The following is a 14779-nucleotide window of genomic DNA, read 5'->3' as shown; positions in this document are numbered from 1 at the left end:
GAAAAATTAACTGTAGATAAAAAAGAGTAAATATATACAATCCGTCCACCGATACCAACATACAGAGGAAGTCTATGGGTTTTTTGAGGAATCTCAGATCACGAATTGGATCAGACAGTCAGAAGATTGAGGAAGGGGGGGAGGAAGAAGCGCATCTTCCAAGGCTATCTCTCGATGAGACCCTCGGCAGCCCGGATCCCGAGGTCCGCCTTCATGCAGTCTCGGCGATTGGAGAGATCGGCAAGGCAGCAATACCCCTCCTGATCACAGCCCTCCATGATGAGAGCTGGAGGGTCAGGAGGGGGGCAGCTGCCGGGCTTATCAGGATCAGGGAACCGGCAGTCACACCAATGATCCAGACATTTGAGGGAGGGAGAAGCGATGTACGAAGGGAGCTGATCAGAGCCCTGCATCTCATCGGCGATACCACATTCCCCTCACTCGTATCGGCACTCAACAGCCCGTCCCCGGCGATCAGATCAGGTGCGATTGAGACGATCGCCCTGATGGGCGGGGAGAGACGGATTGAACCCCTGAATAAAGCACTCAGTGACGAGGATCCGGAAGTCCGTGCCGCGTCTGCACGGGCATATGGATATCTCCCTGATGATCGTGCAATACCAACACTCCTTCTTCTTTTTGGAGATCATGACGAACGGGTCAGAAATGCTGCCATTCATGCCTGCACTCAACTTGGAACGACCGCTGTACCACCCCTCATTCAGGCACTCCAGGAAGCTGATCCAGAGATCAGACTACGGATAGAGGAGGCGATGACACAGATCGGATCCCCTGCATGCGGAAAAATCATTCCACTCCTTCAGCATGAAGATCCAACAATGAGAAAGACCGGGATTCGCATTCTCGGCAGAATCAGGGATCTCAATACTGTTCCGCACCTCATCGGAGCTCTGGCTGATCCTGATCCGGAAGTCAGAGACGGGGCGATCATCGCCCTCGCGGCTTTCGGGAATGCTGCCCTCCCCGAAGTCACGGCAGCCTTTGAGAGCCGGGAGAGCAGAATCCGTGAAGGTGCAATGGAGATTCTTGCCGGAATCGGAGAGCCGGCAGTACGAACGTTGATCACCTACCTCAGGAATGAGGATCCCGTCGTCCGGAGGCAGGCAACCACCGTTCTCGGCGAAATCGGAAGTCATGAGGCTCACGAGCCACTCACCGATCTCCTCCGCGACAATGATCCTTCCGTCCGGAGGGAGGCCTTTGAGGCACTTGAACGCCTCAATAAATAATATCCTATTTTTGCTTGCGCCTGACCTTCATCGCATTGATCCGGGAGCTGAGGAAGCCCGATCGTTCCATAGGAAATACCCCCTCCTTCACCGATCGGACATCCTCCACCGAGTAAAAAGCAGCCGGATTGAAGTGCTTGATCAGCTCGATCACCTCAGTCAGGCGGGAACGGTTTATCACAAGGAAGATGAGCTTCACCTGACCGGTCGCCCCTTCAGCATCAATGGTGGTGACACCGTAATTCCCCTGCTTCAGCATCTCGACAAGGACGGATGCATCCCGTTTGGTGATCACACGGACGATAACCTGGCCGATTGAGAGGCGATCCTCTAGCAGAATCCCCAGATAGTTTCCGAGAGCAAAACCAAGCCCATATGCAATATATGCCGCCGGATTATTCAGGTTCTTCATGATCTCACCGATTGCGAGCAGCCAGATGATCACCTCAAAGAATCCAAGCGCCGGGGCAAGGAACCGGTATCCACGTGATACGAAGATGATCCGGATCGTTCCGATGCTCACGTCGATGATCCGTGCAACGACTATGAAAAGGGGAATGATTACCCATGTATAGAGATCGACGAGAGGAATACCAGCGATCTCCATCTCAGCATCATCCCCTTAAAAAAGAAATTGCAATGAAATTAAAGGACAAAGACAGCAGCGGCGATGACGGTCACCCATCGGCCTTCAGCGTCGCCCTCAGCCGACTGGCAGATATGTGTCGTCTCGATGATCTTACCGCTCGCCTTATAGATCTGCTCCCGCTCCTGCCATGCCTTATCCGGATCAAATTCGATACCAAGTGTCGTGGCAAGCATCGTCGCGGCGAGATCCTCAGCATACTCACCGGATACAAGTGCGGTCTCACCATATGCATGATGCTCTGAGAGATATCCGTACTCGTTGGCATCCCTTGGAAGTGCAAGTCCAATGGCAGCTGAAGAGAGCCTGTTGGCTTCCTTCGTCTCGTTACGTGCCATGACGCAGTACACGATCTCGCCTGCATTAAGCTCTTTTAACCCTTCCTCACGTGAAACGGTTGTGGCGTTGGGTGGAAAGATGCTCGACACATAAACGAGGTTATATTTCTCGATGCCTGCCTCTCTGAGGGCAAGCTCAAAAGAAGCGAGTTTGTCCTTATGGACGCCGACACCCTTTGTAAAGAAAACCTTCTGGGGAACAACCATAAGCATCATTCGTTTTCGACGGAGTTTAAACTTTGTCAAGGGATACCGGCTCCTCATCCCATGTGAGGTGACTTCCAACCCCGATAGGTATGACCGTAAGATGTTTTGAAAAGGCGATCGTCGCTGGGAGGCCGGTACAGTGGCAGGGATAGATCTCCGGTATCCCCTCCTCCGCGCACCAGTCAGCAACTCCGGCAATTCGTTCAGGAGATGCTGAATAGAGATGAAGCCCCCCGATAATAGCCGCAACACGTTCATCCCCGCAGATTTCACGCGCATATGAGACGGTATGCTCAATCCCTGCATGGGTGCAGCCACAGATGATGACAAGCCCCTCATCCCCGCAATAGACAAGTGCGGAGTCCTCGGTCACCGGATCCGGAACCCACCCGGCCGGGCTTTCAACAGAAGCGGTACTCTTCTGGGTTCGGGAGGGATCGGTACGTGGTATCTCGCCAAGGAACCAGATACGATCACTTATCCTGAGAGGGCGCTCAGAGAGGTGCAGGTCCCCGATTGCGGCAAGCTGATCTCTCGTCACCGGACAGCCGACATCCCCCTCCTTTTCTGAAACCTTCCGTCCGAATGTCGCAGGATGCGTGATGATGGATGGCCTCGTCCCGGGGGTATCCCCATCCGGGATCGCATGGTAGAATCGTATGAGCGGAATGAGACCCCCGGTATGATCGATATGGCCATGGGAGAGGACAATGCTGTTGATGGAGTTGAGATCGACTTTCATTGCATCTGCGTTTGCGATGAAGAGATCAGAATATCCGCAGTCAAAGAGGATCCTGGTGTCGCCATCCCGGAGTATGAAGGAGAGGCCGGGCTCAGCCCGATAGTATCTGTCGATGAGGGTTGTGTTATCAACAAGAACGATCAGTTGCATAGACCATAATAGAACTCAAGAACGAAAGCATCTTTCATCTCCTGCGATGATGATCATGTATGATGCGGGGAATCATCTCTTGTGCAATCCTCATCCTCCTCATCCCTTCAGCAGCAGGATTTGTCGTTCTGGATTCTGATGGAATTCCGGATGGATATCTCATTTTGGGAGATGAAAAGACTGTTCTTGTCAATCTCGGCTTTCCTGGACTCGAACTCCTCTCCTTCCCGTCAGGAGACATCCTGGAGCTCCAAACCGATCTCACGAATCCGGAATGGACCGTGATCCTGAGAAGGGGTGGGGGAGAGAGCACGCTCAGGCAGTCGGTGAGATCCCGGGAGAGGATATCCGGGTGGGAACTCTCATACCCGGCAGCTGAGGATGTCACTCTCTCAATCAGTCTCAGGGGAACGGTTCCTGGAAACGGCTCAGATGCACCGCTATCCATCATCAGGGTGCGGCAGCTTGACGGATCCTATCAGCTCCGGGAAGATAATGAATACTCGGTCTCACAGATCGTCTCTCCATCAGGGATCATCCCCTCCGGAGGGATACCGGATCCGGTCATCATTGCACCACCCCCGCCGGATCTCTCCGCCTTCACCATTTCACCCCGATACACCACTCCGGCAGGGGAGGTGACACCCGGGGAGACAGTTACCCTCAGAACCCGGCTCTCCTTCGATCGCCTCCGTTCAACATCGTTTCCTGGAACAGATACCCTCCGGCTCAGGTCGGCACTCATCGACCCGGCATGGGAAGTGACCCTCATCCGGAATGGTGCGGAGATGCCATCATCAACACGGAGGAGCCCTTACTACACCATACCCGGCTTTGAGCTCTCCTATCCACAGCGGGAGAATGTCGGCCTCAGGGTTGCCGTCACCGGAGGGGTTCCTCCAGACGCAGGTTTTCCCCTCCTTGAGATCAGCCAGTGCGGCCCTGACGGGTACGCACGTGAAGGAGCAATCTTTATTCATCCGGCATCTATAGCAGATCTGTTGGAAGAACCTGAAGAGATACCCGTCATACCCCCTTCACCAACTCCGGTACCAACGACCGATACGACACCGGCCCATACCCCGGATCCCCTCCCTGCACCAGATGATACCGGGGGAATATATCCTGATCTCATCTCATTTGAAAAGATTGGGGCCCTCATCGATTCCTTCATCGAATTTATTGTACCACATATACATCGGATCATCTCAGGAATAGGAGGGTAACCGCATGAACGGAGCGATACGGGATCATATCCTGAAGAGCAGGTACCTCCAGCCGGGAGAGAAGAGCTTCTCTGATATCTGCTCCCGTGTCGCATCTGCCATCGGAAAGGATGAGGCTGAGCGTGAGCAGTTTCTCCACATGATGGAGGATCTCCTCTTCCTCCCAAACTCTCCTGCCCTGATGAACGCAGGGACCAGAAATCCCCAGCTCTCCGCCTGTTTTGTCATTCCGGTTGGGCCCACCATCCCTGAAATCTTCAGAGCATTGCGGGAAGGAGCGATCATCCAGGTAAACGATGGCGGAACGGGGTATTCATTTTCAGAAATTCCACCCTGCGGAACTCCCATTAAAGAAGGTGGGGGGATCTCACCCGGACCGGTCCGGATTATGGAGATCTTTGACACCGCGACCCGTGTCATCCGTGAAGGCGGGAGGAGAAGGGGAGCGAACATGGGTGTCCTCGATATCGCCCACCCGGATATCCTCTCCTTTATCACTGCGAAAAAAGAGGAGGGGGTGCTTGAGAACTTCAATATCTCGGTGATGATCCCTGATCGATATATGCAGGCGCTTACGGAGGGATCTCATGATGAGATCCTCACCATCCACCCAATCTCCGGAGAGGTGATCAGCGTCCGGGAGGTATTCTCAGCAATTGTTGAGGGGATCCATCGGAACGGGGAGCCTGGAGTTCTTTTTGCCGATACCATCAATGCTGCAAATCCGACACCGGCACTTGGATCGATGAGGGCAACAAACCCCTGTGGCGAGGAGCCTCTTCTCCCGTATGAATCCTGTATCCTCGGGAGTATCAATCTGCCACTTTTCCTTCAGAATCAATCGGTTGCCTGGGATAAGCTCGATGAGATCACCCGCCTTGCAGTCCGTTTCCTGGATAATGCCATCGACCAGACGACCCATCCCCTCCCTGAGATTGCAGAAGCCACAAGGAGGACGCGAAAGATCGGCCTTGGGGTGATGGGGCTCCATGACACCCTCCTTCTTGCAGGAATCCCGTATGATTCAGAGGAGGCACGAACCTTTGCTGAAGAGGTGATGGGATTCATCACGGCGACTGCAATCGATGAGTCGAAATGCTGTGCAGCAGAGCTGGGGGTATTTCCAGCATGGGAAGGAAGTATATGGCATGAACCGATCCGAAATGCAGCGCTGACCACGATTGCGCCGACCGGGACCATCTCCCTCATTGCCGGAGTCTCGCCGGGGATTGAGCCGGTCTACTCTTTTGTCTCTATACGCCGTCATACGGCAGGGCGGGAATTTGAGATGATTCATCCGGTATTCAAAAGAGCACTCGATGAAGAGATCGCCAGATGCGGGTACACAGAGAGTGCAGCAGAGGTGAAGAGAAGAGAGGTGATCGATCATATCAGAGCGACGGGGACACTCCGGAATATAGACTGGCTCCATCATTCTTTCCGGAGGCTCTATCGTTCTGCCGGGGATATCAGCCCGGATGACCATCTCCGGATGCAGGCGGCGTTTCAGCGCCATACCCATGCAGCCATTGCCAAGACAATCAATCTCAGATCAGATACAATAATGGATGAGATCACCCATGCTATCATATCAGCCTGGACTCTTGGTCTCAAGGGGGTGACATGTTATCGGATCGGAAGCAGGCGGGATACCGTATATAGACCCCATGGCTGTTCTGTCTGTGGCACATATGAACCTGAAGAATAATTGCAACCTTTTAATAATATGTAGTATAATAATGCAAATATGCGTGGTGACCCTGAGCCCGGCGAGAAGAGCGGTGACACCGAGAGACTGATCCTTTTCGTCGATGATAACCCGGCCCTCAGGTTGATGATCCCGGATGTCCTCAGCCAGTTTGGATATCATGTCATGACAGCTGGCGGTGGAGAAGAATGCCTTGAAATCCTCTCCGAGACGATTCCCGACCTCATCGTCCTGGATATTATGATGGAACCGATGGATGGATGGGCTACACTCAAAGCAATCCGGAACGTGCCCGCATATGAGGATATTCCGATTCTCATCCTCACCGGCAAGGTCTTCCTCCCGATCGAGATGATCAGATATGGACCTGAGATCGTCGGTTGGATCAAGAAACCGGTCCGTATGGGAGAGTTCATCAGCTTATTAAACAAGGTCTTTGCAGATCTCCGGCAGGATATGACTATTGCAGAGAGGATGGGGGACTCTCTCACCCCTGAGGAACGCCGCCAGATCGCTATTCATCACCGCAGGCTCAGGGTCCTGCCACAGGTCTATGATGGTATCATCTGCCAGTGCCTCTCACCCGCGAGATCCATCTCTGCAGGATGGGGGGATGAGACGAAAGATATGGAGAATCTCATCGCCGAAGAAGAACGATGGTGCCGGGAGCATGGCATCCTCGTAGATGATGGATAAGGTTTCTTTCTCACCATCATCCCCTGAAAGGCTATGATAGCCACGATGGGTTAACCTCTTTGCCTTGTAAGAGATACAAATACTCGATTTTATGCGCATACCAATACAAGAGGTCACTCCTGATCTGGAGAAGGCAACGATAGCCGGATGGGTACATGAAGAGCGGGACCTCGGCGGGCTCGCATTCTTCCTCATCCGGGACAGAACCGGTATCATGCAGGTGACTGTTCCCAAGAAGAAGGTTCCTGAAGCGGTCCTTCATGCCATCAAAGAGGTCTCCCGCGAATCGGTTGTCAGGGTGACAGGGATCATCAAAGCGACCGAAAAGGCCCCCGGTGGCCGCGAGCTCGTCCCGGAAAGCTTTGAGATCCTGGCAAAGGCGGCCTCACCCCTGCCGCTCGATGTTGCAGAGAAGGTGCCTGCTGAGATTGATACACGCCTTGATGCCAGGTTCCTTGATGTCAGGCGGCCGAGGATCGCCTCGATCTTCCAGATCCGGTCCCGGGTGATGGAGGCAACACACTCATTCCTCTTCAATGAGGGGTTCATCAACATCACCACCCCGAAGGTGGTCGCTGCAGCAACCGAAGGGGGAACAGAGCTCTTCCCGATTGCATACTTTGAGAAGGAGGCGTTCCTCGGCCAGAGCCCGCAACTGTACAAGCAGATGATGATGGCCGGCGGCTGTGAGAAGGTCTTTGAGATCGGCCCGATCTTCCGTGCCGAGGAGCATAATACTGTCCGCCATCTCAACGAGGCGACATCGATCGATGTCGAGGTCTCCTTTGCCGACCATGAAGATGTGATGCAGCTCCTCGAACGGCTGATGAGAACGGTCTATCAGGCAGTCGCCGACGACTGTGCTGACCAGCTCGCCCACCTCGGGGTAACCGACCCTGCCATCCCTGACACAACGCTTCCCCGGCTTCCCTATGCCGAAGCGATCGAAATCGCGGCGAGGAAGAGCGAGGATCCGATCGCCTATGGCGATGATCTCGGGACGGCAAGTGAGCGGATAATCGGCGAGGAGATGGGAGCCCATTACTTCATCACCGAGTGGCCGACGGCCATCCGCCCCTACTATGCGATGCCAAACGAGCGTGATCCCTCCATCTGCAATGCCTTTGATCTGATGCATCCCCGGATGGAGCTCTCATCAGGAGCCCAGCGATGCCATATCCATGACCAGCTCGTCGAGCAGATCAGGAGCAAAGGACTCTCGCCGGAAGGATTTGAGTTCTATCTCAAGCCATTCCGATATGGGATGCCGCCCCATGCAGGCTGGGGTCTTGGGGCCGAGCGGCTCGTTATGACGATGTGCGGACTCCAGAACATCCGTGAAGCGGTCCTCTTCCCGCGTGACCGCCACCGCGTCACCCCATAAGCCATGTCTTCGCCTCTATTCGATCCCGGTATGATCCTCCCGACGACGGTCGTCGGGAGCTTCCCTGCAGTGAAGGGGACCGGACTTGGCGCGATCATCGATCCCTATCGGCATGCGGTCCGGTTTGCTGTTGCCGAGCAGATCCGTGCGGGCATCGATATCATCTCGGACGGACAGGTCCGTGAAGGGATGATCCAGGCATTCGCCGGGAAGCTGCCAGGGATCCGGGATGATACCATCATCTCCCGTATTCTCCCTGCGGCATCCGGGATCACGGTCGGGGATACCAGATATGCACTCTCACAGGCAAAGTTGGTCAAAGGCATCCTCACCGGTCCCTCCTCCATTGCCCATGCACTCAGGATCAAAACGCCTGAGTACAGGAACAGAGACGAAGTTGTCCTTGATATCGCCGCTGCCCTCGCCGCCGAGGCGCAGGCGCTTGCACGGGAAGGGGTCTGTATGATCCAGATCGATGAGCCGATCCTCTCGACGGGAGCCGCCGATATAGCAACCGGGACGGAGGCGATCGGGATCATCGCAGGCGCAGTGGAGATTCCTGTCTGCGTGCATGTCTGCGGGCCGCTCGCCGGAATCATCGATGACCTCCTCCGCCTGCCGATCGCAGTCCTTGATATCGAGGCCGCAACCCAGCCGGAGAACCTTGGGATATTCAATGAAAAGGATCTCCGTGGGAAGATGATCGGGTGCGGGTGTGTGGCATCTTCAGACCATGACGTTGAACCGGTTGGGCTGATCAAAGAGCGGATAGAACGATGTATCGATGTATTCTCACCTGAGACGATCCTGATCGACCCGGACTGCGGCCTGCGGATGCATACCCCGGAGGGGGCGGCTGCAAAGCTCTCCCGGATGTGCGAGGCGGTCAGGCTGGTGAGAAGGGAGTATAAATAGAATGCGGGGGCTGAAGATCAAGAACAAACCAAAAGTATTCATACTTACAATACTTACATTGCGTTCATGTCAGCAGTAAAACGGATCCCGGTAACAGAACATGTCTGGAAGGAGCTTGCTGAAATGAGAGCGGCAGGTCAGACCTATACAGATCTCCTGTCAGAGATGATCGAGGACCGAAAGAGACGCAGGCTTGAGGAAGATGTCAGTACCTGGAGCAGTCGTCGGAAAGATAGCTATGTTTCATTATCGGAGATTAAGGATTGACATTTTCCCTTATTCTCTGGCATGAGTTGGCTGATGAGATCAATCATCTCCCGGAAAAAACCCGTAGAATCATAAAAACTGCTTTAATGCGGCTGGAAGAAGATCCTTTTCCAGGAAACCATGGAGATAAAGAAAAGCTGATTCTACGGGGCGGCGTTGTCATATACCGGCTTCACATCTCCCGCAGGTATACTGTTTTTTACGAGATCGATAAAGAAGAAAAACTCGTAATTATCCATGAGATCCTGCCGATCGAACAGGCTCATAAAAGATACGGTTATTAGAGGCTTCGCCGTCCTTGATGATGAGGCCGCAACCCAGCCGGAGAACCTGAAAATATTCAATGAAGGTGTTTCGACACCCTCATCTTATATCATCTCGTTTCTGCTCCACAAGACACTGATAAGAGATCACAATGCTGGGATCGCCCCTACATAGAAATAGGCGATCTTTGCCGCATCGGCTCCTGTGACCTGGGCACCACCCATGAGCCGGGCCTCGGGATCATCTGCGATCAGGCCAACTGCCATATACGCAACTTTTGCCACATCCCCGATATCGATTCTGCCATTTCGGTTGAAGTCTGCACGAAGGTGGACGGAGATGTAGTCCTGTTTGTGTTCGGTGGTTTCTCCATGCTCGTTGGATATGGTGAGTGTCACATTGTTTGTCCCGATTCGGGTGTAGGTATGGAGCGGATCCTGATCCGTGCTGGTTCCTCCGTCACCGAAGTCCCATAGCCAGGAGCCGGGTGTCCCGGTGGAGGTATCGTTGAACTGAACCGCAAGCGGGGCATATCCGTTCGTGGTGTTTGCAATGAAGTTCGCTATTAGAAGTACCAGTGGATCAACAGTGATGTAATCTTTTTTCGTCTCGGTGTCGGTACCATCGACATTCGTTACGGTGAGACTGACGGTGTACGTTCCAGCTGACGTGTAGGTGTGCATCGGATGTTGATTTGTGGAAGTGTTTCCATCACCGAAGTTCCACTGCCATTCTGTCGGAGTGCCTGTCGACTGATCGGTGAAGCTCACAGCAAGAGGGACTCTTCCAAAGGTAGGAGTGGCGCTGAAGTTCGCGCCTGGAAGTACCAAGGAATCAACGATGATATAATCTGTCTTCGTCTCGGTGGCGGTACCATCGGCATTCGTTACGGTAAGACTGACGGTGTACGTTCCAGCTGACGTGTAGGTGTGCATCGGATGTTGATTTGTGGAAGTGTTTCCATCACCGAAGTTCCACTGCCATTCTGTCGGAGTGCCTGTCGACTGATCGGTGAAGCTCACAGCAAGCGGGACCTGTCCGGTAACCGGGGTTCCGGTGAATGCAGCCACAGGCGGATTCGATGGAGATGAAGTGATAACTTTGAGATAGAAATCACCGCGAGGATATCTCTCAGTTGACCAGCCATTCAATCCACCATCCCATGCAACCTTCCACCATGTATGCACAACACCCCCAATGGGGGCCCGAATTGGCCCTTCAAGTATCGTACCTCTATCGCCATTATGCACCTCTCCAAGGATTATTGTCCCATGGCCCGGGGAATCACGGACATTTAACCCAGAATCGGAGTTTTGCACATATACACTATCACCTATCGAAAATATCGGAGAGATAAGCCCGTTACCGGTCTCAATAAAATCGATTAAAAAGCCATAAGCAGTACCACTACCACCGGTTTCTAGTCGTACCTTTATTGTATCAGTGGTATACCATTCCGACCATAAATCTTCATTCGCTCGGGAGCCATAATACGTGGTAAGTAACTGGTTGCCGCCATCATAGAGCCTTACCCTATCAACAGAATCATACAGCCCGAGTGTATCGAAATGTATACGCATCTGGTCGGCACCAGGCTGTGTTATTGTCCAGGTGTAGTCATAGTTATTCGGATATGGGTGGGGAGATTCAACCTGAATAACCCGTGAACCACTTATCTGTCCATCCAGAGTCAGGGAGTTATCAGATAAGAGGAGGATGTCGTCATTCTGATGTGGTTCATCAGCAACAGCAGGTGGCACAAAAAGAACCATGAGGATGAGCAGTGCCATTAAGGAGAAAATACGATGTTTCATAACCTTCACGTCCGATTCGCCGATCCCTCCGAGGAGCTGTAGTGGTCTCCCGCTATAGCATTTGTATCGTGATAAGGGGGAGGATGGCCCTTATCTGTTCCATGACATCTCTGCGGTATGATCTGGTATGTGAAGTATCGACGGCAGACGTTGCTTGGTTTTTCCAGCAATAAATATATCTAAAAATATTATAATTAATGAATAAAAAAATATACAAATAACCAGAGATAAGGATTTATATCAGTAGAATTTTTAATATTCCGGCGAGATAGTGCATAATCGGGTCAGGCATTCCGGCAACGCTGCAGGATATCCAGCGAAGTCAATGGGGATGTATCAACCAGGTGGATTGTATATCCGACCCAGATATGAGCAGGAGCCCCCAAATGCCCTTCTCCTCACACCACCCTTGATGTCGTCGAGAGCTCGATGCCATCCCCGGTGAGGATGAAGGGGACGGTCCGATCAGGGATTCGCATCCCCCGGTACTTCATCACCTGGAGCCGTCGTTCCACCTGGGACTGATGAACCTCTGTCCTGAGATAGATGACAATATCCGCCTGCCGGAAGATCAGGATCTCTTCATAGGGGGTATGCAGGCCTTCGTACAGCGTACAGAGGAGGCACCCCCCTTCTGATCGGAACGAATCGGTAGCGATGGTGAGGAGACGGATCGCCTGGGAGATACCCCTGTCAAGAATCACCGACGAGAGTGAGTCGAGGACTGCGGACGGCCCCCTGATATCATGAGCAATATCCTCGACCGAGAGGCCTGCTGCGGCGAATGCCTGCCCGACGGGCTCCTCATCAAGGCTCAGGTAGACACCTCCTGTCGCCTCTGCAAACCGGGCTGCAAGTATCTCAATCCCGGAGAGGGGAGATCCATAGACGATGATCCGGGCACCAGTCCGGTACCCGCCACCGAGGACCGGATCAAGGCCCGGCACACCGCTTGTTCTCATCAGAGATTCATCCATCATCGTATCCTACATCAGGGGTACGGCAACCACCATAATGGCGAGGAGCGATACCGCAGTGATAACAATCCCGTCAAGACGGCCAAACGAGATCGGATCCGGTTCAGCCTTCCCGCGTCTGTATCCACGCATATCGATCGTCATTCCAAGGGTATCAGCCTTTCCGAGAGAGTTAAAGATGAGGGGGAGAATAACAGGCCGGAGTCCCCTGACCTTCCCGATGAATCCGTCTCCGGGGGAGTACCCGCGTGCAAGCTGTGCCTCGCTTATCCGGATTCCCTCCCTCTGAAGCGTTGGAATGAAGCGGAGCGCGATGAGGAACATCAGTGTGTAATCGATCGGCATCCGGAGCTGGCGGAGCGTCATGACCAGCTCGCCCGGCCTGGTCGAGATGACCAGAAGCTGGAATGCAAAGAGCATCACAGAAAACCGGAGGGCAAGGATGGTTCCAAAAAGGAGTGCCCCGCTCGTCACCGGAAGCGCACCACCGATCAATGGAACGGCAGCCGGGATGAGCGTCAGGATCACCTCGCCCCCCTGCATCGTCAGGACGGTGAAGAGAACGAGCATCCCACCGAGGATCACGAGGAGCGGGATCTGCTCTGTCAGACCACGGGAAAGTCCTCCCACCAATGCAGCAAGATAGACCGCAATGAGGAGACCGGAGAGGATGAGAAGATCTCCGGTCAGGACGGCGAGCCCGACAAGGATCACGGTAAATACAAGCTTTGTCAGGGGATGGATCCGATGGAAGATGCCATCACCCGGGATATACTGCATAATCTCCTGCATCGTCAGGCCTCCTCGATCGATACGATCCGGCCGTTGTTCATCCTGATGACCCGATCCGCGTAGGTTGTCGCAAGTCCGGGATTATGCGTGATCATCACGATACCATGGCCTTCATCGGCAAGCCGCATCAGTATCTCCATAATCTGAAGCGATTCCACCGGATCAAGTCCGGTTGTCGGTTCATCCAGGACGAAGACATCCTGTCCCATCGCGATGACACATGCGAGGGCAAGACGCTGCCGTTCACCTCTGCTGAGATGGCGTGGATTAACCTCCTCTCTGCCTCCAAGGCCGACCTCCGCAAGGACCGCCTCGATACATCCGGTATCTCTCCCGATATTCTTCAAACCGAAGGCGACCTCCTTCCGGACAGTATCCTCAAAGAGCATGGTATCCGGGTTCTGAAAGACGAGGCCGGTATGCCGGGAGAGGAGAGAGACCGACTGGTCATGGCACCGGGTCCCGGAGATGAGTAGCGATCCTTCAGTCGGGCGGAGAAGGCCATTCATATGCTTCACAAGAGTCGTCTTGCCGGAGCCGTTCTCCCCGATGATCGCGATGATCTCACCACGCCTGAGTGTCAGATTCACGCCATCAACGGCCCGGAGATCCCCATAACAGTGGACGAGATCCTGCATCTCGATGAGGCGGTCCCCATTCGCAGTTGTTGTACGTCTCCTGACCGGATGAAGTGATTCCTGTATCCGGCGTGAGACCTCTTCGGCTGATCCCGAAGCGGTGATCCGCCCATCCTCAAGGAGGATACAGGCATCGGCATATAACGCGGCTTCATCGATCATATGCTCGACAAGGATGATCGTCTTCCCTTCATCAGCAAGCTGGCGGAGGAGGGAGAAGACGACCCCTCTGGCGGCTTCATCAAGTTCTGATGTCGCCTCATCGAGGATCAGGATATCGGTTCCGAGTGCCAGCGTTGCGGCAAGTGCCGCCTTCTGTTTCTGGCCACCCGAGAGCGTATAAGGGGGGCGATCAACCAGGTCCTCGATCTCAAGAAGACCGAGGATCCGAACCAGCTCCTCTTCCGTCGTACTCCGGGAGAAACCCCGATTCCGGAGACTGGTCGAGATCTCCTCGCCGACGGTTGTGAAGATCAGCTGGGCATCGGCGTCATCAAAGACCATCGAGACCTCATAATAAAGCTCTTCGACGCCGTCATACGCCATAATATCCTTTCCTTTGACGGAGATTGAACCCTCGAGCCTGCCCGAGTAGAGATGGGAGAGGATTCCTGCCATCGCCCGGCAGAGGGTGGTCTTCCCGGATCCTGAAGGGCCGGTGATGACCAGCATTGATCCTGCGGGGAGAGAGACGGAGATATCGTTTAGAACCGGCCTGTCCCCTCTCAGGTATGTGTAACTGAGATTCTGAATATCAATAGGCAT

15 protein-coding genes are annotated in these 14779 nt (G+C 53.8%); 8 read left to right on the top strand and 7 right to left on the bottom strand.

What is annotated here, in order from left to right:
• The first annotated feature begins 74 nt into the window (after window positions 1-74).
• Window positions 75-1250 (top strand): HEAT repeat domain-containing protein, encoded by a 1176-nt coding sequence (locus RJ53_RS05540; RefSeq protein ID WP_211530621.1) that lies wholly within the window; start codon window positions 75-77, stop codon window positions 1248-1250.
• Window positions 1251-1254: 4 nt separating this feature from the next.
• Here RJ53_RS05540 and RJ53_RS05535 read toward each other — a convergent pair whose 3' ends face one another.
• The 3 genes from RJ53_RS05535 to RJ53_RS05525 are packed head-to-tail and all read right to left on the bottom strand — an operon-like array spanning window position 1255 to window position 3333.
• A complete protein-coding gene (locus RJ53_RS05535) occupies window positions 1255-1857 on the bottom strand; it encodes a DUF2179 domain-containing protein (RefSeq protein WP_211530620.1) in 603 nt (200 codons plus the stop codon).
• 38 nt (window positions 1858-1895) lie between these two features.
• A complete protein-coding gene (locus RJ53_RS05530; protein ID WP_211530619.1) occupies window positions 1896-2441 on the bottom strand; it encodes a pyruvoyl-dependent arginine decarboxylase in 546 nt (181 codons plus the stop codon).
• A gap of 25 nt (window positions 2442-2466) precedes the next feature.
• Entirely contained in the window at window positions 2467-3333 is an 867-nt protein-coding gene (locus tag RJ53_RS05525) for an MBL fold metallo-hydrolase (protein ID WP_211530618.1), read from the bottom strand.
• Window positions 3334-3392: 59 nt separating this feature from the next.
• Between RJ53_RS05525 and RJ53_RS05520 the strand changes: the two genes are divergently transcribed.
• From RJ53_RS05520 to RJ53_RS05490, 7 genes are all read left to right on the top strand, one after another.
• On the top strand, window positions 3393-4559 hold the full coding sequence (locus tag RJ53_RS05520) for a hypothetical protein (protein ID WP_211530617.1): 1167 nt from the start codon (window positions 3393-3395) through the stop codon (window positions 4557-4559).
• A gap of 4 nt (window positions 4560-4563) precedes the next feature.
• On the top strand, window positions 4564-6267 hold the full coding sequence (locus RJ53_RS05515) for an adenosylcobalamin-dependent ribonucleoside-diphosphate reductase (protein ID WP_211530616.1): 1704 nt from the start codon (window positions 4564-4566) through the stop codon (window positions 6265-6267).
• A gap of 39 nt (window positions 6268-6306) precedes the next feature.
• Window positions 6307-6963, top strand: coding sequence for a response regulator (locus RJ53_RS05510; protein WP_211530615.1), 657 nt, complete (start codon window positions 6307-6309; stop codon window positions 6961-6963).
• 91 nt (window positions 6964-7054) lie between these two features.
• The gene (gene aspS / locus RJ53_RS05505; protein ID WP_211530614.1) at window positions 7055-8347 is read left to right on the top strand and encodes an aspartate--tRNA(Asn) ligase; all 1293 of its coding nucleotides are present in this window, start codon (window positions 7055-7057) and stop codon (window positions 8345-8347) included.
• A 30-nt stretch (window positions 8348-8377) separates the two neighbouring features.
• Window positions 8378-9262 carry a methionine synthase gene (locus RJ53_RS05500; protein WP_246496006.1) on the top strand — a complete coding sequence of 295 codons (885 nt, stop codon included), beginning with the start codon at window positions 8378-8380 and terminating at the stop codon, window positions 9260-9262.
• A gap of 66 nt (window positions 9263-9328) precedes the next feature.
• Window positions 9329-9529: a hypothetical protein gene (locus RJ53_RS05495; protein ID WP_211530612.1), complete on the top strand. Its 201-nt coding sequence runs from the start codon at window positions 9329-9331 to the stop codon at window positions 9527-9529.
• Window positions 9526-9813, top strand: coding sequence for a type II toxin-antitoxin system RelE family toxin (locus tag RJ53_RS05490; protein WP_246496005.1), 288 nt, complete (start codon window positions 9526-9528; stop codon window positions 9811-9813). Before RJ53_RS05495 ends, RJ53_RS05490 begins: the two co-directional genes overlap by 4 nt.
• A gap of 126 nt (window positions 9814-9939) precedes the next feature.
• On the opposite strand, the gene RJ53_RS05485 is transcribed toward RJ53_RS05490, so the two are convergent.
• The 4 genes from RJ53_RS05485 to RJ53_RS05470 all read right to left on the bottom strand — a co-directional run bounded on the left by RJ53_RS05485 (window position 9940) and on the right by RJ53_RS05470 (window position 14779).
• Window positions 9940-11607, bottom strand: coding sequence for a PKD domain-containing protein (locus RJ53_RS05485; protein ID WP_211530611.1), 1668 nt, complete (start codon window positions 11605-11607; stop codon window positions 9940-9942).
• A 398-nt stretch (window positions 11608-12005) separates the two neighbouring features.
• Window positions 12006-12587: an RAD55 family ATPase gene (locus tag RJ53_RS05480; protein WP_211530610.1), complete on the bottom strand. Its 582-nt coding sequence runs from the start codon at window positions 12585-12587 to the stop codon at window positions 12006-12008.
• Between the two features lie 6 nt (window positions 12588-12593).
• Window positions 12594-13376, bottom strand: coding sequence for an energy-coupling factor transporter transmembrane component T family protein (locus RJ53_RS05475; protein WP_211530609.1), 783 nt, complete (start codon window positions 13374-13376; stop codon window positions 12594-12596).
• 2 nt (window positions 13377-13378) lie between these two features.
• Window positions 13379-14779 carry an ABC transporter ATP-binding protein gene (locus RJ53_RS05470; RefSeq protein ID WP_211530608.1) on the bottom strand — a complete coding sequence of 467 codons (1401 nt, stop codon included), beginning with the start codon at window positions 14777-14779 and terminating at the stop codon, window positions 13379-13381.

It is taken from the genome of Methanocalculus chunghsingensis (genome assembly GCF_018132105.1).
GTDB lineage: Archaea > Halobacteriota > Methanomicrobia > Methanomicrobiales > Methanocorpusculaceae > Methanocalculus > Methanocalculus chunghsingensis.
The sequence above is the reverse complement of the archived record's forward strand: the minus strand, read 5'-3'. Positions and strand labels throughout refer to the sequence as shown.